Annotated in this window: 23 protein-coding genes; all 23 read right to left on the bottom strand. The window is 39.3% G+C overall.

Going from position 1 to position 18,632, the window contains the following annotated elements; translation table 11 throughout:
* Positions 1-29 precede the first annotated feature (29 nt).
* Positions 30-1,040 (bottom strand): N-acetylmuramoyl-L-alanine amidase, encoded by a 1,011-nt coding sequence (locus AC6CHS_RS15490; protein ID WP_498237459.1) that lies wholly within the window; start codon positions 1,038-1,040, stop codon positions 30-32.
* Positions 1,041-1,155: 115 nt separating this feature from the next.
* Positions 1,156-1,380: a phage holin gene (locus tag AC6CHS_RS15485; RefSeq protein WP_498237457.1), complete on the bottom strand. Its 225-nt coding sequence runs from the start codon at positions 1,378-1,380 to the stop codon at positions 1,156-1,158.
* 16 nt (positions 1,381-1,396) lie between these two features.
* Positions 1,397-1,735 carry a hypothetical protein gene (locus AC6CHS_RS15480; RefSeq protein ID WP_498237455.1) on the bottom strand — a complete coding sequence of 113 codons (339 nt, stop codon included), beginning with the start codon at positions 1,733-1,735 and terminating at the stop codon, positions 1,397-1,399.
* Positions 1,736-1,919: 184 nt separating this feature from the next.
* The gene (locus AC6CHS_RS15475; RefSeq protein ID WP_498237453.1) at positions 1,920-2,906 is read right to left on the bottom strand and encodes a Two component regulator three Y domain-containing protein; all 987 of its coding nucleotides are present in this window, start codon (positions 2,904-2,906) and stop codon (positions 1,920-1,922) included.
* Between the two features lie 233 nt (positions 2,907-3,139).
* Complete coding sequence (locus tag AC6CHS_RS15470; RefSeq protein WP_498237452.1) at positions 3,140-4,888, bottom strand: hypothetical protein; 1,749 nt, start codon at positions 4,886-4,888, stop codon at positions 3,140-3,142.
* Between the two features lie 111 nt (positions 4,889-4,999).
* Positions 5,000-6,547 (bottom strand): phage tail protein, encoded by a 1,548-nt coding sequence (locus tag AC6CHS_RS15465; protein WP_498237450.1) that lies wholly within the window; start codon positions 6,545-6,547, stop codon positions 5,000-5,002.
* Positions 6,548-7,234 (bottom strand): phage tail protein, encoded by a 687-nt coding sequence (locus AC6CHS_RS15460; protein WP_498237448.1) that lies wholly within the window; start codon positions 7,232-7,234, stop codon positions 6,548-6,550. It lies immediately after the preceding gene.
* 17 nt (positions 7,235-7,251) lie between these two features.
* Entirely contained in the window at positions 7,252-9,288 is a 2,037-nt protein-coding gene (locus AC6CHS_RS15455; protein ID WP_498237446.1) for a phage tail protein, read from the bottom strand.
* Between the two features lie 106 nt (positions 9,289-9,394).
* Positions 9,395-9,592, bottom strand: a complete 198-nt coding sequence (locus AC6CHS_RS15450; RefSeq protein ID WP_498237444.1) for a hypothetical protein — start codon at positions 9,590-9,592, stop codon at positions 9,395-9,397.
* On the bottom strand, positions 9,589-9,729 hold the full coding sequence (locus AC6CHS_RS15445) for a hypothetical protein (protein WP_498237443.1): 141 nt from the start codon (positions 9,727-9,729) through the stop codon (positions 9,589-9,591). Before AC6CHS_RS15445 ends, AC6CHS_RS15450 begins: the two co-directional genes overlap by 4 nt.
* A 155-nt stretch (positions 9,730-9,884) precedes the next feature.
* Positions 9,885-10,259: a hypothetical protein gene (locus AC6CHS_RS15440; RefSeq protein ID WP_498237441.1), complete on the bottom strand. Its 375-nt coding sequence runs from the start codon at positions 10,257-10,259 to the stop codon at positions 9,885-9,887.
* 50 nt (positions 10,260-10,309) lie between these two features.
* Positions 10,310-10,933 (bottom strand): hypothetical protein, encoded by a 624-nt coding sequence (locus AC6CHS_RS15435; protein WP_498237439.1) that lies wholly within the window; start codon positions 10,931-10,933, stop codon positions 10,310-10,312.
* Positions 10,933-11,319 (bottom strand): hypothetical protein, encoded by a 387-nt coding sequence (locus tag AC6CHS_RS15430; RefSeq protein ID WP_498237438.1) that lies wholly within the window; start codon positions 11,317-11,319, stop codon positions 10,933-10,935. Before AC6CHS_RS15430 ends, AC6CHS_RS15435 begins: the two co-directional genes overlap by 1 nt.
* The gene (locus tag AC6CHS_RS15425) at positions 11,294-11,752 is read right to left on the bottom strand and encodes an HK97-gp10 family putative phage morphogenesis protein (RefSeq protein ID WP_498237437.1); all 459 of its coding nucleotides are present in this window, start codon (positions 11,750-11,752) and stop codon (positions 11,294-11,296) included. The genes AC6CHS_RS15430 and AC6CHS_RS15425 overlap by 26 nt, the downstream gene beginning before the upstream one ends.
* Positions 11,736-12,056 (bottom strand): phage head closure protein, encoded by a 321-nt coding sequence (locus tag AC6CHS_RS15420; RefSeq protein WP_498237435.1) that lies wholly within the window; start codon positions 12,054-12,056, stop codon positions 11,736-11,738. Before AC6CHS_RS15420 ends, AC6CHS_RS15425 begins: the two co-directional genes overlap by 17 nt.
* Positions 12,046-12,336, bottom strand: coding sequence for a hypothetical protein (locus AC6CHS_RS15415; protein WP_498237433.1), 291 nt, complete (start codon positions 12,334-12,336; stop codon positions 12,046-12,048). The genes AC6CHS_RS15420 and AC6CHS_RS15415 overlap by 11 nt, the downstream gene beginning before the upstream one ends.
* Positions 12,337-12,351: 15 nt before the next feature.
* Entirely contained in the window at positions 12,352-13,659 is a 1,308-nt protein-coding gene (locus AC6CHS_RS15410; protein WP_498237431.1) for a phage major capsid protein, read from the bottom strand.
* A 1-nt stretch (position 13,660) separates the two neighbouring features.
* On the bottom strand, positions 13,661-14,326 hold the full coding sequence (locus tag AC6CHS_RS15405; protein ID WP_498237429.1) for an HK97 family phage prohead protease: 666 nt from the start codon (positions 14,324-14,326) through the stop codon (positions 13,661-13,663).
* Positions 14,319-15,503: a phage portal protein gene (locus AC6CHS_RS15400; protein ID WP_498237427.1), complete on the bottom strand. Its 1,185-nt coding sequence runs from the start codon at positions 15,501-15,503 to the stop codon at positions 14,319-14,321. Before AC6CHS_RS15400 ends, AC6CHS_RS15405 begins: the two co-directional genes overlap by 8 nt.
* Positions 15,504-15,580: 77 nt before the next feature.
* The gene (locus AC6CHS_RS15395) at positions 15,581-17,212 is read right to left on the bottom strand and encodes a terminase large subunit (protein ID WP_498237425.1); all 1,632 of its coding nucleotides are present in this window, start codon (positions 17,210-17,212) and stop codon (positions 15,581-15,583) included.
* A gap of 98 nt (positions 17,213-17,310) precedes the next feature.
* Entirely contained in the window at positions 17,311-17,637 is a 327-nt protein-coding gene (locus AC6CHS_RS15390) for a hypothetical protein (protein WP_498237423.1), read from the bottom strand.
* An 84-nt stretch (positions 17,638-17,721) separates the two neighbouring features.
* Positions 17,722-17,937, bottom strand: a complete 216-nt coding sequence (locus AC6CHS_RS15385) for a hypothetical protein (protein WP_498237421.1) — start codon at positions 17,935-17,937, stop codon at positions 17,722-17,724.
* An 11-nt stretch (positions 17,938-17,948) separates the two neighbouring features.
* The gene (locus tag AC6CHS_RS15380) at positions 17,949-18,632 is read right to left on the bottom strand and encodes an HNH endonuclease (protein WP_498237419.1); all 684 of its coding nucleotides are present in this window, start codon (positions 18,630-18,632) and stop codon (positions 17,949-17,951) included.

Raw genomic sequence — 18,632 nt, 5'->3', positions numbered from 1 at the left:
CACCTTGACCTTCACTCTTGTCATTAATTTTAGATATTTCTTACACTATAGTACCAACCTAACCCATCTAACCAACTAGTGATATTGTTTAGTTCAGACGTTGTTAGCTCGTTCGTTTTTAATTTTGGATTATTTCCTTGCCCGTCAAAATTAAAGGCACCTTCCAGACGATTCTCTCTCATATAATCTGCTGCAGTGCGTAATAGGTTATTAACTAAACCTCCTGTAAGAATATACTTACCACTAAGGCTATTAGCTGAAATCGTATTAGTTTCAGTTCGTACAGTGTAATACCACCCTTGTTCGTCTAACCATTCCATCATTGCATCAAGCTCACCAGAAGTTAATACATCGGTATTTAGTTTTGGATTGTTACCAGAACCGTCAAAGATAATGTCGCCTGCAATTTGATTTTGTGTCATATAGGTAGCAGCAGTTACAATTGGAGCGTTTCCCAGTCCGCCTGTTACTATATATTGATTATTGGATTTTGGAGATAGATTAAAGTATTTTGCCACTCCTTCAGCATGCGCTTTCGCCACAGCATTAATCCATGAAGACTGCTTCATTTTTGCTGCATCACTTGGATGATCAATAAAACCATTCTCCGTTAATACACTAGACATAGCAGTTTCACGTAATACATGAAAATCTGCTTTCTTCTTACCCCGGTTATTCAACCCGTTCACTTTCATAATTTCATTATGAAGAACGGAACGAAACCGGGCTGTGGAAGAACTATCAGAAAGTGAAGTATGAATGAAATCTTCATAACCTTGGGCCGTCCCATTAAATGAATTTACATGTATAGATACAAAAGCATCAGCTCCCCATGAATTAGCATCATCTGTACGTTCATCCAATGAAGGATAAGTATCATTAGCGCGAGACATACGAACAGATACGCCATTATATCCATTTAATAAATAATCTCTCATCTGTAAACCAATCTGTAATACAATATTTTTTTCTTGAATACCATTTCCAGAAGCCCCTGGATCTGTGCCACCATGCCCTGGATCAATATAGATTTTTACCATAAATTATTCCTCCTTATAATGTCTTTCTTAATTGAGTTTCCACGCCAGCGTACGACAAAATTAGCCTTTCCATTAGTTGTATTAAAAAAATAGCTTGCCCGTTTGGACTAGCTACCTACTTAATCAGACTATTTCGCTGTAATACTTGTTTTTGCTTATTACCATTAGCGGTGACGTAGTTGTTTTTAAACCAAGTCCAAACAGAAGCGAGAAAAGCCAATCCATAAGCGATAGTTTCTTCGTCTAATACTGGAATAGGTTGTAATCCATATTGAGCCAGCAATGCGTTTATCCACGCAATAGCTAGCGCTACTGTTCTAACGATAGTACCTTTGTCCATCTTGTTTCACCTCCCTTCAATTTACTAAATAAGTCAATAAAAAAACCGCTAATGATATGACTAGTGCCAACCATGACGGTAAGTTTCTAAAAGTATTTTCTCTTTGCTTAACAATGCGTTCTACATCTTCTTTGTTTGCTGAAAAAGATAATTTCTTACTCAATACTTCAATGTCTTTCTCGTTTTCTTTTGCTCGGTTATGAGCTCCTTTAGCAATGTCATAGGTCTCATTAATCTTGTCCTTCATATCGAGCAAGTTGTCTAGTTTCCCGTTTTGTTCGGCAAGTGACACTTTAACTTCCATGAGCACTGTCATGAACTCTTTCATGTCCTCCACTTCCTTCGCTTGTGTCATTCTCGACCCCCTAACGTTCTGACATAATTACGTAAAACTTAAAGAACCCGTCATGTTCCCCTCATGACGGGTAAGGGGAGTGGTGGCTCCCCTGATTTCTATTTAGTTATCACCTTCTTCGGCATAATAAAAAGCCACCCGACCGGATGGCTTAATTTTTTATTTAATCTCTTATTAATCCTAGTTATGTGAGAAGGACTTCGATTTCTTTTGATGTTATAGAAGTTCTTTGCCTTCTGTCGTTTAGAGCAAATGCTTTTATTTTATAAACACCCTCATCCTCAAAGTCAACTTCAGCGAATCTATCAAAAGAATAATTTGATGTTTTAATTTTCTTACCGTTTAAATACAAGTACCACGCTATCTTGTTATCGGCAGAGTCAGTGTTTAAATTAAATATGTGCTTTGTACCTTGTTTTACTCTCGTTAATTCTTTATCGAATTCCAATAATGGATAACCGAAATAATCTCTGACTTTCTGCTTCAATAATCTAGGGTAGTAATTAGCAACCTCATTATGATTGCTGTAATTTCCTAAATCCAATTCATACCCAACATTTCTACCCTCTAGTAATTCCAGTAAAGGTTTCACGTGCTGTTTAAGATGCGCTTCACCCTCGCCCAAGTGTATAAAAATATTAGGTATATGATTAGAGCTTTTTATCATTTCTGTCATGATACTGTTTAAAAATAATCTATCCTCTTCTGTGTCGGAGCCAGACATAAATGTAGCAGATTCCTGTGAGTTTGTCTGTACAAGCAAGTAATCACCTATATAATATTGTGGTGATGCTATAACTACGTGATCAAACCCATACTTAACACCGTAATATAACGCCGCATATCCACCTTTACTAGATCCACAAGACATGATGGTTTTAATAGAATGTTGTTCCTTTATATATTCAATTAAACTCCATACCGATCTCTCAATGGAAAAGTCTCGATTTTCACACAGATAATATGTGGCCCTTGGCCCGAAATCATCTAAAATAAACAATTTGTTGCAATCAAAACCATCTAAAGTGGTTATATAATTGTATCTAGGCGGCTTTCCGATTGCTGAAAAAGCCGAAAAAACCACGATCAACTTATCCGTTTTTTGATAGGATGGTTGAAAGAGATACTTTATATCTTTTTCTGATTTAAATATCTTTTCCCCCTTAAACATATCAGTAACCCCTTTTATGCGTTAATTCCTTCTGTGTTTTTTCTAACAAAACCTTCACCCTCACACTTCGGACATTTATCTTCGTATTGTACAATGCCCATCCGAAGCATTGGCTGCATTCTTCTACTTCGCCATACTTCTTATTGATATAGACATCTTCAAAAGAATATTAAGACATACAATTCACCCTTTGTGTGTATATTTCATACTGCCATTATACATGATTTCTATCTCTATCGGGCTAAAAAATCTAAACCTTTCGAGAAGTTCAGTGAAGTTAGATTGATAGGAGTAGATGCCTGTCCATATATAGGACCATAATAAAATTTTCTGTATGAATCAGAATCGAATATGGTCGGTCCTCTCGAATCATGCATATTATTAAACTTACTGAACCTTATATCTAATTGAAGAACCTTGGACGGACTTGTCTGAGATAAAAAACCTTCTGTTAAAGGGAATGAAAAATAATAATTTGCTGGTGTGTTACCGAAGTAATGATAAAAAGGTTGAAAAATATAGTTAAAATCAACGCTAGTCGATGTGGGCGCCGTGTAAAATGTCCCTAAATCAATGGTTCCTTGATTATATCCAAACTCCATTTCTAAGCTACCGTCTATGTCAAAGTTAAGTTTTCTTACCATCTTGGCTCCACCGTTAGCTAAATCCGTACGTTGGTAAACTTGGAAAGAGTTTTGTAGTCTCCATTCATTAACAAGTATAGTGTCTAAAGCTACATTTCGGAGAAAATAATCACTCTCTAGGTTGTCTCTATTCCATAATATTTGTTCGTTCTCAGATATCTCACCGCCGTGATAACTACCAAACCATTTCTCTTCTACTGCATCATAAAGTGCGTAATCTGAAGCTCCTGTGTTGTTTATCCATCCACCTCGGGTAGATCCGAAGCACTTGAAGTCTGTTACATCTTGAGATTTATACTCTTTCAATAAATAGAAATTAATAGCGCAAAGAAAAACATTTCCAGCAGTTGCGTTATTCCTGATTTTTATTGTCGCGTGTTCGCTTATAGCTGATTTTTTCGGGATATCAAACTCAATCAACGCTAAAGCACTAGGTGACGCGGAGTCCGTAACAAAAGATTGAACATTGAAAGTTTTAACAAGGATATTATTAACATATATTTGACAATCATTAGCGCTACCTGGTGTTCCCAAAAATAGTGCGTTGGCTTTCCCTTCTTTTGTAACCTCCACGTTGTATGTTACTTCTGAAGATGATGCTAAGCTATATGCTCCTAACCCTTTACCGTCTCCATTAGAAGAAAAATTGTTTGCTTCTTCGTATTCTGGTAAATCAAACAAGGTGTTTTCAACCACATTTTTTTGTCCTGGTGCATTAAGCACTGTTAACTGACCTGTCTCAGGGTTTGAAATATCTTTATAAACATAGGCATCTTGTAGGTGATAGGCTCCGACAAGGCGAATAGCTTCATGATTTACTCCATAATCATTGGCACCACTAGCTCCAACGTTTTTCGCTAAAAGGTATTTAACGTATCCCTTATTTGTTTTCTGAACTACTATAATCTCGTTATCACTTGTTTTCTGTATGATTTTTGGTGAGTTAGTTAGCACTCCGTTTTTCTGCGGTTTAGGAGATTGTGGGTATAACGTGTAATCAGAAACTAATTCTAAGTTATCTTCTATTCGGTTATCAGCTGAAGTTAGCCTATCCTGTAATGTTGGGTTATTCCCTCGTGCTCCATCAATTTCTTGCTCTAAGCTAGTTAAATTAGGAGCGTACTGAGTTTCTAATTCAGTCAATTTTTGTTTGATTTCAGTTTGCAATGCCCCTTCATCAAAATTACCATCAATTATTTGTTGCGCTACAGTGCGTGACCACTCTGATACTTCGGCAGTAGCTTCCATTGAAGTTGCTAATGCTTCTCTGACATCTCTGCCGTAAATTTCTGTCCTTACTTTATGTGCCAGTTCTTCTATTTTTTCTGGTACTGCCATTATGCATCGCTCCTCTGTGTTTTGCGTTTAATTTCCTCTGCTTGTTCTCTCAAGGATTTTGCCATATCCCTCAGCTTTTGCGCTGCTGTTTTCCCCATATAAAAATACCTCCTAACTATTCATAAGGATCTGTACGTCTTGATATAATTGATCTAAATCAATTGCTTGAGTGACGGTCAATCGATTCACTTTCTTCTTATCTTCCGTGCTCATCAATCCGGCAGTAGTCTCTGTAGAATTCTCATAGCTTTTTAACTCATCAAGCTTGATCTTATCCTCAAATGTCATAAGACCATTATCAGTCTGTGTTACTGGACCATAGATAGGTATTCCATCTAACGCCTCATTAAGATCATTAATTGCACCTTGCAAACCGTCAATAGCATCATTTAATTCTGGAAGATCTGCGCTATCGATAATCTTTTGCACATTACCTACTTGGGTGTTTACTTCCTTCACTTGTCCCAGCAATTGACCAATACGCTCTGTTTGATTGCCGACGATGTTTTCTAAGTCAACGACCTTACGTGCTGATCTATTCGCGTCCCTTTGATATTCCTCCAAGTCTTTAAACTTATCTCCAATTGCCAGCTCAGCTTTTTCTGGATTAATAATATCCGTGGATTTCCCAATGACTCGTAATCTTTCATCGATGGCCATAATAGGATTGATCACTGGATAAGTCCATCCCTTGTCAAAAGAATTAATGTCCAGACCAATCAATGATAAATCAATTGCAGATAATTTATATTGCACCTGGGCTGTTTTCTGGGAAGCAAGCCAGCCTTGACCTTTGGATAGTAAGTTCTCGGCTAAGGTCACATCATTCCATGTGATGGATCCACCCTGTATGCCGAATTCCTCAATAAGTTCTGGAACATCTATATAGGGAACACCATTATTAACAGATTCGATAGTCAACCGTGCTTCGGATGCATCTGTATCTCCTTCATTGTCGCTTTCAATTCTAGTACCTAATGGAGTTAATCGGGTCACGATCTCAGTAGGATCAATGTCCCTACTCATGCTTTGCAGATTCTTCGCAATGCGTATTTCTGTGCTACTTTCGCCGCCAACTTGTTCCAACAAATCCAAATAGCGAACCCCGTCAACCTTTCTGATTTGGAGTTCGCCACCTATATTATCTACTAGTTTGTCCATAATCGTATCGTAGGTGTCATTCTCAGCAGATAAATAGAGATATAGATTGTCAGTGGAATTCGTGAAATCCATTTCTCCCATCTGGAAGTGTTTGTAAGGCTCAACTTGCGTATTATGGTATTCCAAGATAGTTTCCAGTAATGCTGCAGGTGTGCCCCGAAACTCTAAATGCCGTTGCATGGAGTCATGTAGATAAGCTAATTCCCCTTCACAATCGAACTTGGTTGTAATTAAACCGGAGTCGCTCATATCCTCACTCGGGGCAAGCACCCTTCCTTCAAATTCATATTTCTTTTTCAACGTATTCCAGACCTTAATTCGTGTTTTTAAGGGACGGAGTAAACCGTAACCCGGGTTGTTAGGATGAAGACCTATATTGAAAGAATCAATTTTATTAATCTCGGTTTTAACCACGCCTGATTCCAATTTCAGATCATTAACCTGTGGATCATGAACCGTGATATCTTCCCCGCCATTATTGATGGTAACTCTATACAACTAGATCAACTCCTTATGAAACACGAAAGAAATAGTACCATTCCCTGTTATTTTTAACTTGTTTTCCCCGGAAAACAGGCGAAACTCTTTACTCTTAGTTTCACCGGATGGAAAATTGTACGTAATGCCATCCTTCAGAACTGACATTTCACTTGATGCCTTGATAGTTGGTGAAATGGAAGGAGTGCCGGCATTTAATAAAACAACTTCCAAGGATCCCTCCACGTCAAAATTAACTGGTTGTGCTACATCAAATTCAAAGTTGAACGAGTCCCATATGTCATTACCTTCTTCAAGCTCTGCAATCATGAAAGGATACGCTTCAAAAGATACCTTTAATATGCCAATGTCATTGTCTTCTTCAAAAGTTGGGTTAGTTTCTACTTCGGCCAGAAAATAGTATCCGGGAAAAGCATCATCGTATAGCTTTTGTTTTCCATTGCTATTCATTAACCAATTGGTTATGGCTGTCTTTTTCGTATTCATGTTTGCTTTCGAGTATTCTGCAATGTTAAAAGGATAACTTAATGGTCTTGGGCTGTATGTTTCTTCCCCGTATACTCTGCTAAAATCATACTCCACATTAGAGAATGGAATCTTCACTTTAATCTTTTCTTTAGATGGAAGTCCGATCTCCTTACCAGGGGCCATCGTAACACCGAAATCTTTGTATGAATGTTTACCCATGAATGATATTCCTAGCATTACGTAGCAAGCCCCCTTTCTACTTTTCTGACTCGATTCCCACCTTCTGCAGCTGTATAAGGTCCCGTTTCCCTAGCGAAGGTATTACCGTTCGGGAAAAGGCTTATATTGCGTCCTTCTTTTACTGCAGTAATCAATTCGAGCAATAGATTTTCTACTCTAACGCCTTCTTGAGCACGACCAGAACCGTTTGTACCTTCTTGATCAGGTAATTCCAGCATGTGAGCCATCTTAGCTTTCACGTTACTTTCTGCCCCGTCAATGGAGTCTGCGATTGGTCCACCGAAGTCCAGTTTGTCCAAATCACTTAATGGCCCCGTTTTCGCTGGGGAGAAAGGTAGAAAGTCACGTACTTTTTGGGCAACATTCTTCACTGTGTCGGTTACTTTCTTTGCTGCGTTCTTTATCCCTTTAGCCATCTGATCAATAAGTCCCTTACCTGCATCGAGGAAGGAGCCACCTAAACCAGTGACAAAAGAAAGCATGCCCTTAAATACATTTTTCACCTTCGTGAGCAATTTAGAGGCAATGCCCCCAATTGTGCTGCCAAGATTCCGGAAAATACTAACCGCATTAGAAAACAAACTCCGAATAGATCCGGTTACAGAGGATCCTAAACTCTTAAAGACATTTACGATTCCAGTTCCCAGACTTTTGAAAATCGCAATACCTGATTTCCAGAAGGAGCGAATTAGTCCTAAACCGCGCCCTATAAGGGTTAGGTTGATAAAATTCCAGATAAATTCAAGGGCTCCCTTGAAAATCTGCTTGACGCCCTCCCACAATTTGCTCATATCGCCAGTGAAAATCCCTGAGAAAACCTTTATGATCCCCATAATGACATTTAGAGCTCCATTTATAACACCCTTAATGGAATTCCAGACAGCCTGAATCACGGCAAACACAACTGGCATGATTGTAGTGATTATGGTTTTAATAAATTGAAAAGCATTTTGCACGGCCAACATGATCTGAGCACCATTTTCAGCCCAAAATTGTTGGAGCATTGCGAGTTTTTCTTGGATAAATGGAAGAATATAATTTAGCGCTTCCTCTAGAACAGTCTTCAACGTTTGAAAAATCGTCTGCCAGTATTCGATCAGCATGCCAAGATACAACTGGAAGGCTTCCCAGATTCCCAATAAAGTTGTTTCGTTATTGGTGTACCATTGGGTAAGCCAAGACACCAGAGTTTGGATCCACGTTACAGCTGTCGAAATAGCGAATGAAAAAGCGCCAAATACTGCAGAAAACACGCCCTGTATAACAGGCATGTTTGCAATAATCCACTCAAAAAATGTTTGAAGCATCGGCATCACCGTGACACCTATTTGGGTAAAAGCCGTACCCATCGACCGTTTCAGTTGATCCATCGTATCAGTAAATTTAACCCCTGAGTCAATGGCATCATCACTTAAAACAAGCCCTAGCTCCTCGGCTTTTTTCTTCATTTCATCGACACTACCTGCAGCACCATTTAGTAATGGCATAAGTTCCGTGCCGGCACGCCCAAACATTTCAAATGCTAGACGTGATTTATCAGCACCTTCAGGCATACCCTGTAACGTCTTAACGGTCTCTTCAAACATTTGCTCTTGGCTTTTCATCTTGCCAGCACTGTCCGTGGCAGATAAGCCTAGTTCTTTGAAGGTTTCTGCCCCTTCGCCCACTCCTGTGGCGCTTTCGTCCATTCGCTGAACAAGGGTTTTCAAACCATTCTGCATTTTTTCAATATCAGTACCTGATTGTGAAAGAATAAAATCCCACTCTTGGAATGCTTTACCGGAAATACCGATCTTCTGAGATAGCTTATCAATTCTATCTGTTGACTCCGCAGCCTTATTGGCAGCACCTAACATGGCACCACCTGCAGCTGCAGCACCAACTACAATCCCAGCTCCCCATTTTGCTGCTGTTTTAATACCTTTTTTAAATCGATCACCTAATGACTTTGCTTTTTTATCTGTCTTCGATATACTATCTTGTGCTTCTTTGTCATCTACAAGGATTCGCCCAAAGAGCTTAAATATTTCCAAATACTCACCTTCTTCCTAAAAAAGGCATAAAAAAAAGCACCTATCATAGGTGTTTTGATTGCTATATGACGGTATAGCACCGAGATATGGGAATCACCCTACCTTTCTATTCAGAATCAATAAAGCCTTTTTCTGTTAAGAATGCTGTTTCTGCATCTAGGACTGCCTTAACTTGCTCATAGTCAAGGGAAAACCCTTTTGTATTTCTCATGATATACCCAACCATTTCGTCCTCATTAAGTTCTCCGTTTGCTGGGTCAACTTCTTCTTGACGAGGCATGCCATCGTATTTAATTTCTCTCACTTTTTCACCTTCTTTACGCTATTTTTAAATCGGGAGTATGTGTCTTGTACTGTTTCATTCGAATATTCCACATTTACCTTTGGCTTGGTCATCATGGCATGAAACTCGTTATACTCCACAAAATCTTTCTTCGTCATGTTTGGATACTTGGTTAGCCACATTTCCCACGTCTTCCGTTTCTCGCGCTTCTCATGGGCTTTCACCAATAGACGTGTAATAACGGGTATTGGCTGACGCAAGACAAAGTTTATGTCGTAATTGCTATGCAGTAAGGCAATGGTCTCCTCGTAGCCTACTCCATAGCTTCCTTGAAAAAATCGACTAAATCAGGATCCATAAATATTTTCTTAATGGATTTCATTGTTTTAATGTACGATTGCTTTTTCACATCAGCTTTTTTTCGATTTTCTGCAATGGCCACAATTGTAAAAAACTCTTCTTTGATCTTAGGAGAGTTTTTAAGAATGTACTTTGTTGCATCTGTTGCTGCGTCTATAGCATCAACTTTCTTATTCGCTTTTTTCATTTCAGTATATTTCTTTTGCAAGTCTTTCCGATATTTATCAAAATTTATCTTGTCATAAATATCTGCAACGAATGGCAGCATATCAAATGCTTGTTCACTATTAATCGCTTGCTCTTCTACTTGGTTTGCTTGTTCGGCCATGGTTAAATCCCTCCTGATATAAATAAAAGAGGAGCATTACGCTCCCCTTCTTAGACTTCTGTTCCTGTTTGCGTTTCCGTACTTGCTTGTGCCGGTTCTTCCGTTTGCGCATCATAGTGAATAACATAAGTAGGTACTTCACTCATGTTGTTTGGATCAAAGTGAGCCGTGAAAGTAGATTCGCTGACCACTTCTTCTTTATCCTCAAACGCTGCAGATAATGAACCATCACCAAGTGCGTTCTCGATTACATATGCCACGATAGTTCCAGCATGTGTTTTGGTAACATACGCAATGTTTTTCTGGTAATCCTCTTCTTCATAGGTGCTTTTAGGACGGTACTTTTTATAGTTTGGTGTGGTTTCAGATGTTTTGCTCTCTATGGTACCTGGTTTTATGCGTTTTAAATTTTCCATATCCAGTTCTAGAGCGTTGGCTACAATCGTAATAACCCATTCTGTAATACGTTTGTTGTTTTTCGTATTTTCCCCTTTGTCTCCGTCAAAACGGATAGCCTTATTGGTAGGTTCGACTGTATACGTCCCACCTCCACGGGTTGCGCCAAACGGAATGGATTCTGGATCGTCCCAATCGTCTGGATTGAAATTGTATATAAGAACACCTTCGCCCAATTGCACATTTTCCGGCTTTGGTGCTGCTGGCATTTTGAACATTATCGATTCACTCCCATTACTTTAATTTGATAGATTAATTGTCTTCTTCGCAGAAGGCTGTTAGGATCCCGGACGGGTCTCCTGTTTTGTCTGTAAAAACGGAAAGACAGACCATCACGGGATATCACCAACCGATTTAATGCATTATCGATTTTTCCGATTAACTGTTCTAATCTGATTGTATCGCCATTAGGTGGTTGGTCCCATGCATCAATTTCCAAAGAAAAGGTCTCTACCAAACCATCATCTACCGAATCATCAAGCAAATACACGGCATAAGGATACGGCAACTCATTTGCAGTTTCATAATTGATATTAGGATGGATAGGTTTCAGCACCTCATTAAGTGCCTTCCGTAGACTAATTACTCGAATCACTTGTGTCATTACCACCCTCCTCGTTTGGCTGGATGAGACCCATTGCTTTGTTTTCAGCTTCTATTGCAGATAGGTATTGCCCTTGAATACGTCTAATATCATTTACGTTTTCCATGACAGTCCCTTTAATGATAGATCGCTTTGGCTGTTTACTCGTACCTAGTTCTTGGTCTTTTCCGTACCAAGTTCTATGCTTCGAACCAACAACCAAATCGGTTTCTCTTCGCCTTACCCAATACTGGAATGCTGACAAAGGTCTTTTAGATCGGCGCATGCCTGGCATCTGTTTTGCCTTCGGTAGCATTCTTCTTCTCATAAGTTTTCCAGTGTCCAATAAGGCAGCACGGTTTAACTCACTGATCAGGTAATTCGCTCGATCCACCTTTGAGGTAAATTCGACCCCATCTTTTTTAATCTTTACTGCTTTAGGTAATCGGGCCATTGTTTATCAGCCCCTCACAAACCAGTTCTATTTCTTTGCTGTTCTTTTCAAACGTTCGGATTATTTTATAACTCTTCTCATTGAAAATTAGAAAAGCTTCGTCTTTATACTCATGTAGCCAAATGGTAAAAACTAATTCTGGTTTAAACCCATTCGCCTGTGCCTGGTAAAACTCTGACTGGCGAACAGAGTTCTTTTCTGCCAACAATCTTCTTGGGTCTTCTGGGGTTTTAATGGCATCCCCTATCTCGTTATCGCCAATATGGTATTTGGAAAATAGAAAAATAACCTTATCACGTCTCATAACTTCGCCCCATCGATAGCTGTGTCGTTAATGTGAAAAAAGCCGGGGAAAACTTAACTTCCCCCGACTTCAACTCCCAGAGATCCGTGACTCCCATGACTAAAATCCCCATGCCAAGATCACTCTCTATCTTTTCATCTGATATTCCTGCGCCTTTCATGAACATTCTTGCAGCAAGTATCTTTTGCCTAAGGATAGGGTCTATCGCCTCGTTTGGTTCTGGCGACATCCCCATTCCTATTTTGCATGATTCCAGAAATTGTTCTGCTGTCATAGCCATTTAAGGCTCACCACCTTATACTGCGGCTTCTTCAGGGCCTTTTTTCAACAGCACAACACCGTTGCGGTCTGCTAGTTTTCCATCACCGATTAACGTTGATTTGCTAACCCACTCGTCTGTTTCTTCGTTGAAATAACGCTTGAACAGTAGTTGCATATTGCTGTTAAACATGTAATCTTTTAACTTCACAAGGATGGCAACGACATCACCTTCTGACGCATCGTCAATGGACTGTAGATAATCTTCTGTAGGAATTACATCTTTACCGATTAGTTTTTCTTGTTGTGTACCATCAAGACCATAATTAACACGAGCGACAGGTTGCCCGTTTGCATCTACCATTCCTTGAAGATACTTAGTCCAATCTGCATCAGCAACAATTAGTACTGCGCCGTTTCTGTATTTGCGTGGAATCTTACCGTAAAACTCAGTCCATTTGTTATATTTCCCAAAATCTTCAGCGGTTACGTCAATAACTTGTGTTCCAGGAATGTTTGTATCTTTCGTGATACCTAATGGCTGACCTGTTCCGGAACCATTAATTATTCCTTCTTCCAGTGCATAGATCATTGCTTCATAAATGTTGTCTGTAACAGTTTGTTCGAACACTGGCATTGCTACAGTACCAGCAACCAATTCAACAGCTACACGGCACTGCAATTTGTGATAAGAGAACGTGATATTACCAGAAACAGTTTTCTTTTGTTTATCTGACATAGCACCAGCGCTAACCCAAGTTGCAGTTGGTTTAGCATTAGCAAGTGGGATTTGGACACCGCCTTGCATATTTGTTTTTGTAACACTAGCCCAAATACGACCATAGTCATTAAGCTTTTCGACTATTTTGTTTAGGATATTAGTTGGGATAACAGCACCAACGTCCCCTGTACCCGTTGTTTGGTCAGCACGGAATTCCAACTCGTCTGATTTACTTCCCTTCGTTACGTAATCCATAAATGCAGAACGATATTCTGGTGTATCGTGTGGATCTGCAGAACGTTGGTTATTTTGATTACCGGATCCACCACCTAGTCCATAAGTTGCCATAACATTGACAGGTCCTTGTGGCGTATTACGTTGCTGAGGTGTTTGACTACAGCCTTCACTACCGCCTTCTCCGTTTCCACCTTCATCATTACTTGCATCGTCATCAGGAAGTTCATCAATCATGCTGCGTAGTTCAGCAATCTCAGCATTTAAAGATTCAATTTCTTTGTTCATGCTGCGCAATTCTTCAACAGACTCAGTGGACTGACTAGTTTTCCCAAGTTCTTTCTTTCTTGCTTCTTTTTTGTCTAGTAATGCTAGTAATTTCTTTTTCATTTTATCTTTCCTCCATGTTCAATAGTATTTGGTTTCGTAATTGCAATACTTCTAGCTCGCTTTTCGAGTTATCCAACTGAGACCGGGCATTTTCCAATGCCTTTGCTGCGTTATCCAACACAGACTTGTCACGAGCATTTATGTCAGTTCCCATGTATGCTGGGAAATTGACTGCGCTAACTTCAATAACTTTGTTGATCTTTTGAATACGTCTGGTAGGCATTTCGCTGTCCATGTCTTCCCATTTTTGTTCCTTAACATAAAAAATAAAAGACATCCCATCGATGTCCTCACGTTTTACTGCGCTATATAAGGATTTTGCTTCACTATTTTCCTCAACATCTAAGTTGGCTCGAATATAAAGTCCTTTGTCATTCGTCTGTAACTGCATGGTCGAGTTACCATTGTTTCTCCGACTCCTGGCTAAAGGTATTTTCCTTAGATCATGATTAACGGAGAACAATACATCATCAAAATCACAACTATCAAATGCGCCACGCTCAATAACTTCATAAAAATAACCACCTATGGTAGTTTTCTGGTCATAAATGGCTGGATGCCCTTCAATGAACGTACCATTTTGATCATCTGATTGTGCTCGGAGATCCATTAAGTTGAAATTTCGTTTAACAGGATGATTTATGTTTGGGAAATCTTTATCATTCATCATTTCCACCACCTTTGGCAGTATTTTTCGTGCTATTCATTTGATAAGAGTTTGCTAGGTTCACATCAATATAATTGAGTGACTGTGTTCGCTTTTCTCCTCCTTCGATTGGAGGATAACCAAGTATTTTTAACTTCTGATTATCGGATAACAAGCCTTGCTCTCCTGCTGTTTTAATCAAATCTAGCTTGGCTTTTGTACTGAGATACATCATATCGCGCTGGAAAAAGACCATTTCATTCCCAAAGTCTAGTTCTCGTTTGGTAAATAACGTTTTGGAAAAAGCTTGCCCCAATGCTATTACCAATGGTTCCAGCGTCTTTTCATAAAAGGCCTGATATTGTTCGTCAGTATAATCTCCTGTAAGGATTGGGAGAGACACACCATAATTTCGCAAAATTTTGTTGTCCAGAAACTCTAATGTCTCTTTGTCGATGACTTTAGGGTTCGGTTTAAGGTCAATATAATCACTTTTAAGATCAATAGGAATAATCCCATTCTTACCACTCGCGATTTCTTCCTCAACCTTTTTCCTTTCCTCTCTTAAAGAGTCGCCATCAAGCATAGAATTAATTTTCAAGATGCCTCGCATTGTCATACTCGTTTTAATTGCCTTCTCTATACCTTGCATAAGCGAATCATTGATTTTCAATACGTTCAGCACCGCATCGTTATCTGGCTCACCATTTGCACCGCCACCCATTACGTCATTTCTCCCAAAACGTTTCCGCATATGGATAACATCAGAGTAGGCAAGTGTGAATTTCACACCATTTTCAAACTGCATTTCCACAAACAACTTATCTGTGCTGTCCTGTTGGAAAGTTACAATAGTTGGATTGAGTGGATAGAAGCCAGTATAGCTTTTATACTCGTTTCCTTTATCGTCTCTCCGTATTTCATACATGGGATAAATAAAAACGTTGTAGTTCGTATAGAGTAGCCATATGACCTTTTCGAGAAAGTCTCTAGTGGTCATGAGATCATTCGGTGCAAAACGGAATAAACGGTTAATGTCACCTTTGACCACCGTTTGCATGTCGTTAGCGTCACGACGAATATGTCTTGGCTGTAATTTGCTTATCTCGGTTGCGATAACATCTACACACATCTGAACAACATCTGAAGCAAATACATCTTGCCCAAATTGTGAGAATATCGGACTGTAACCATTCATAAATTTCGCTTGCTGCAGCTGCCGATTAGCATTAGTAGTAAATATGTTTTTAAATAAGTCTTTTAGCGCCAGTTCGATCACCTCCCGACAAGCTGCATGATTTCGTTACGGTTATCAATGTAAACTTTGTAAGCAATTATCATTGTTACCGCACCATCAATCTTTTTATCTTCTTGCCCTTGCACTTTGACTGGCATTATTTCTTGCTTCGAGTTAATATTCAATGCGGTGTTTTCCAGACACCATCGATCAATCGGATTGTTATTATAATTGATCATCTGACTCTTCAAATCTGTTTCAACTAGCTTCATAGGTTCTGACATGCTACCCCAATCCTGTGTAACACGGACACAATCGAAACCGTATTGGTCCATTTCCTTCGCCCAATAGATAGCCGACCATTTATCGTAGCCAACTTTGTAAACTCTAATGCCAAAGTCTTTGTAAAGCCTCACAAACCATCTCGTAACCAGGCTAAAGTCGTTTTCATTACCTGGGGAAACTTCTATAAGGTCCTTCCTTATCCATTCTTTGAAGAGTTTCTTTTCATCTTTGGACAAGTTTTCTAGTTTCGACTCCGGAACAAAGTATTTTTGCACCATGTATTTCTTCTGGCTTCCCGGTTTCATCAGAATCACTCTAGCACTAGCCAAGTCACCTGTCTTGGATAAATCGACACCACCAACACCGAAGCAATTTCGGAATTCTTCAATGTCAAATTCGTCTTCATTGTTCACTTCCTCAGGTGTGAGCCATGCAGACGCATTATTTTGTTTGATATTGAAGTCTTTGGACATAACAAAAACACGCATGGACTTACTGGTCTTTGCTTCTTCTACCATTTTGCGAAGGAAGCTCCGTTTCTTAATTACCCCTACACCCGGATTAGATTTAACCCAAGAATCCTCATCTTGCCAAACTTCTCTTTCGCTGTCCTGCGTATAAAGCCATATAAGCCATCTAGGACGCTCTAATTCCTTATTGAGTACTTTCCTAGCCTCTCTTAGTCTTTCGTCCAAATAACCGTCATTAACAACACCCTCAGTGGTCAATTCAATGTATAGTGGTTCATCCTGTGTGGAAACAGCCTGACGAATTGGCATGACCGATGTATTGTCTTTTAACTCGTGAACCTCATCGACCGCACCAACTTTTATGTTCTTACCTTCCTTGGCACCCGTTTTTGCTGATATTTTCTTAATCTGCCCCTTATTCTTGTACGAGAACTTCCCTTTCTTCTTCGGTTTCTTAGGATTGCCAAAGAAAATTCCCTTAATGTTGCTACGTGTTACCTTCTCCAATGTGCTACTTTCTTCACGCATGGAGTTGATTGCTTGGAACATGAGGTCAGCTTGCTCATAATCATTACTTGAGCAAAGAATACGGGTACCCATTTCTCCACAAAAAAACTCAGCGAGACATAGCGCTGAGATAAGTGGTGTTTTTCCATTTTTTCTAGCTACCAGGAACAAAACGTCCTGATAGAGTCTTACGTATCTATTAATTTCATCATCATAGATTTTAAACATATAGATTGCTTCAACGAAAGCCCTCTGAAATAGTTCCAGTTGAAATGGTTTGCCAGCAAATGGTGCTTCAAAGTGCTTGCACTTGGTTTCAATGAACTTTATTCGCTTATGGCCGTCTTCAAAGTCAATCTTTATTTCTGGATCCTCAAAGTGTTCAAGTAAAATATCAAACTGCAGCATTAATTCATGGCCGACAATTATTTCACCTGATTTACATTTGCTAATGTATTGGAGTAAATATGAATGAGCCAGATAAGGATATAAATGCTCGTTATTCTTCACGCAAATTCGCTCAATTCGTCCTCATCATCATCATTTTTATTATTAAGTACTCCATTTAAGGTCTTAATTATGACCGAATAGCTATTAATGTTCTTCAGGTACTGTTTTGCAGTCTCCATGGACTTTTGCATTTCGGGTTTATCGGGATGAACTTTTACCATGCCTGTGGCTTCGATCTGGATCCTTAATGCATGATTTTCTGATTTAAGGAATGCTGCATCCTCAATCAAACCCTCGACAAGCTGCCTTTTTGATTCTTCCACATCCGCGAACAATTTGGATAATTTTTCAAGTTCTTTTTGATACTCCTTGGATTTTGACATCGATCGAAAAACCTCCAGACATTTTCAAAATTTGAGGCGTGTGTGAAAAAAGACTTCCCCCTTCGGTCCCTAGAGATTTAAAAATTACTCAGTATCCGGGGGGATCTTATGTTTAATTCCATCAATTCTTACAGACTGATATTGTTCTGAAAGTAATTCATTAAGTTCTTTTGTGACTGTAACTACACTAGCGTCCACTTGTTCTCGTACATTTCCAATAGGATTAGGATTAGCTTTCGTTAACTCAGTTAATACAGACAAGTAATTAATTAGTTGATCGCTTCTTACTTTATTATTCATGACACCACTCCTCATTCAGTATAAGTATCGAACCACTTATCAATATAACCACGCCACTCATCCTGTCTATATCTTCTGGATTCATCATGCTCTAACCTACTCAAGCACTCCTCCTTACTAACCTCACAGAAGATAAGCTCAGCGCCTACATCATCAGCCAATCGCTCGCGCTTATATCTGTCAGCATATCCACCAATGATCCAAGCATTGTGCCACTTACCATAGCGTGTACGTATGTTATCTATCAGCGTGCTGTGTATGCCTATCACATTGTTGTATAGATTGTCCGGCTTATCGTATGAAGGTAGCATAGATACTGCAGCATATAATGCATCCATATCTACTACCAGATCACCACGTTCTACATGCTCTCGGACAAACGTGGACTTACCACTCATTGGTGGACCATAGACTAAGTACACTTCTTTGGCACCCTTATATCCGAAACGCTTATGTTCTTTGTTGTGGCAATCAAAGCAGACAATCTCTATCAACTTAGGATTAAGACTAATCATATGATCGTGTACATTCTCAGGAGTAAGCTCTATCGTATGATGACCTATTAAATCTTTGGACCTTGCAATGGTATTACCACAATGCTCACACTTATTTTTTCTTTCTGCGATTAACTGCAATCGTAAGTTAATCCATTTCTCCGATGCATAGAAGGACTTTAATACCGCATGTTTTGCCAT

It is taken from the genome of Oceanobacillus sp. GQ8 (assembly GCF_059758495.1).
This window is presented reverse-complemented; position numbering and strand designations above follow the sequence as displayed.

Excerpts from the sequence above, each read along its gene's own strand:
- AC6CHS_RS15385 (WP_498237421.1), bottom strand. The coding sequence starts at position 17,937 with ATGAATAATAAAGTAAGAAGCGATCAACTAATTAATTACTTGTCTGTA.
- AC6CHS_RS15395 (WP_498237425.1), bottom strand. The coding sequence starts at position 17,212 with ATGCTGCAGTTTGATATTTTACTTGAACACTTTGAGGATCCAGAAATA.
- AC6CHS_RS15435 (WP_498237439.1), bottom strand. The coding sequence starts at position 10,933 with ATGTTCAAAATGCCAGCAGCACCAAAGCCGGAAAATGTGCAATTGGGC.
- AC6CHS_RS15390 (WP_498237423.1), bottom strand. The coding sequence starts at position 17,637 with ATGTCAAAATCCAAGGAGTATCAAAAAGAACTTGAAAAATTATCCAAA.
- AC6CHS_RS15440 (WP_498237441.1), bottom strand. The coding sequence starts at position 10,259 with ATGGCCGAACAAGCAAACCAAGTAGAAGAGCAAGCGATTAATAGTGAA.
- AC6CHS_RS15445 (WP_498237443.1), bottom strand. The coding sequence starts at position 9,729 with ATGACGAAGAAAGATTTTGTGGAGTATAACGAGTTTCATGCCATGATG.
- AC6CHS_RS15380 (WP_498237419.1), bottom strand. The coding sequence starts at position 18,632 with ATGGCAAAACATGCGGTATTAAAGTCCTTCTATGCATCGGAGAAATGG.
- AC6CHS_RS15420 (WP_498237435.1), bottom strand. The coding sequence starts at position 12,056 with ATGAGACGTGATAAGGTTATTTTTCTATTTTCCAAATACCATATTGGC.
- AC6CHS_RS15425 (WP_498237437.1), bottom strand. The coding sequence starts at position 11,752 with ATGGCCCGATTACCTAAAGCAGTAAAGATTAAAAAAGATGGGGTCGAA.
- AC6CHS_RS15430 (WP_498237438.1), bottom strand. The coding sequence starts at position 11,319 with ATGACACAAGTGATTCGAGTAATTAGTCTACGGAAGGCACTTAATGAG.
- AC6CHS_RS15485 (WP_498237457.1), bottom strand. The coding sequence starts at position 1,380 with ATGGACAAAGGTACTATCGTTAGAACAGTAGCGCTAGCTATTGCGTGG.
- AC6CHS_RS15405 (WP_498237429.1), bottom strand. The coding sequence starts at position 14,326 with ATGAATGATAAAGATTTCCCAAACATAAATCATCCTGTTAAACGAAAT.
- AC6CHS_RS15475 (WP_498237453.1), bottom strand. The coding sequence starts at position 2,906 with ATGTTTAAGGGGGAAAAGATATTTAAATCAGAAAAAGATATAAAGTAT.
- AC6CHS_RS15400 (WP_498237427.1), bottom strand. The coding sequence starts at position 15,503 with ATGAATGGTTACAGTCCGATATTCTCACAATTTGGGCAAGATGTATTT.
- AC6CHS_RS15415 (WP_498237433.1), bottom strand. The coding sequence starts at position 12,336 with ATGGCTATGACAGCAGAACAATTTCTGGAATCATGCAAAATAGGAATG.
- AC6CHS_RS15460 (WP_498237448.1), bottom strand. The coding sequence starts at position 7,234 with ATGGGTAAACATTCATACAAAGATTTCGGTGTTACGATGGCCCCTGGT.
- AC6CHS_RS15470 (WP_498237452.1), bottom strand. The coding sequence starts at position 4,888 with ATGGCAGTACCAGAAAAAATAGAAGAACTGGCACATAAAGTAAGGACA.
- AC6CHS_RS15490 (WP_498237459.1), bottom strand. The coding sequence starts at position 1,040 with ATGGTAAAAATCTATATTGATCCAGGGCATGGTGGCACAGATCCAGGG.
- AC6CHS_RS15480 (WP_498237455.1), bottom strand. The coding sequence starts at position 1,735 with ATGACACAAGCGAAGGAAGTGGAGGACATGAAAGAGTTCATGACAGTG.
- AC6CHS_RS15410 (WP_498237431.1), bottom strand. The coding sequence starts at position 13,659 with ATGAAAAAGAAATTACTAGCATTACTAGACAAAAAAGAAGCAAGAAAG.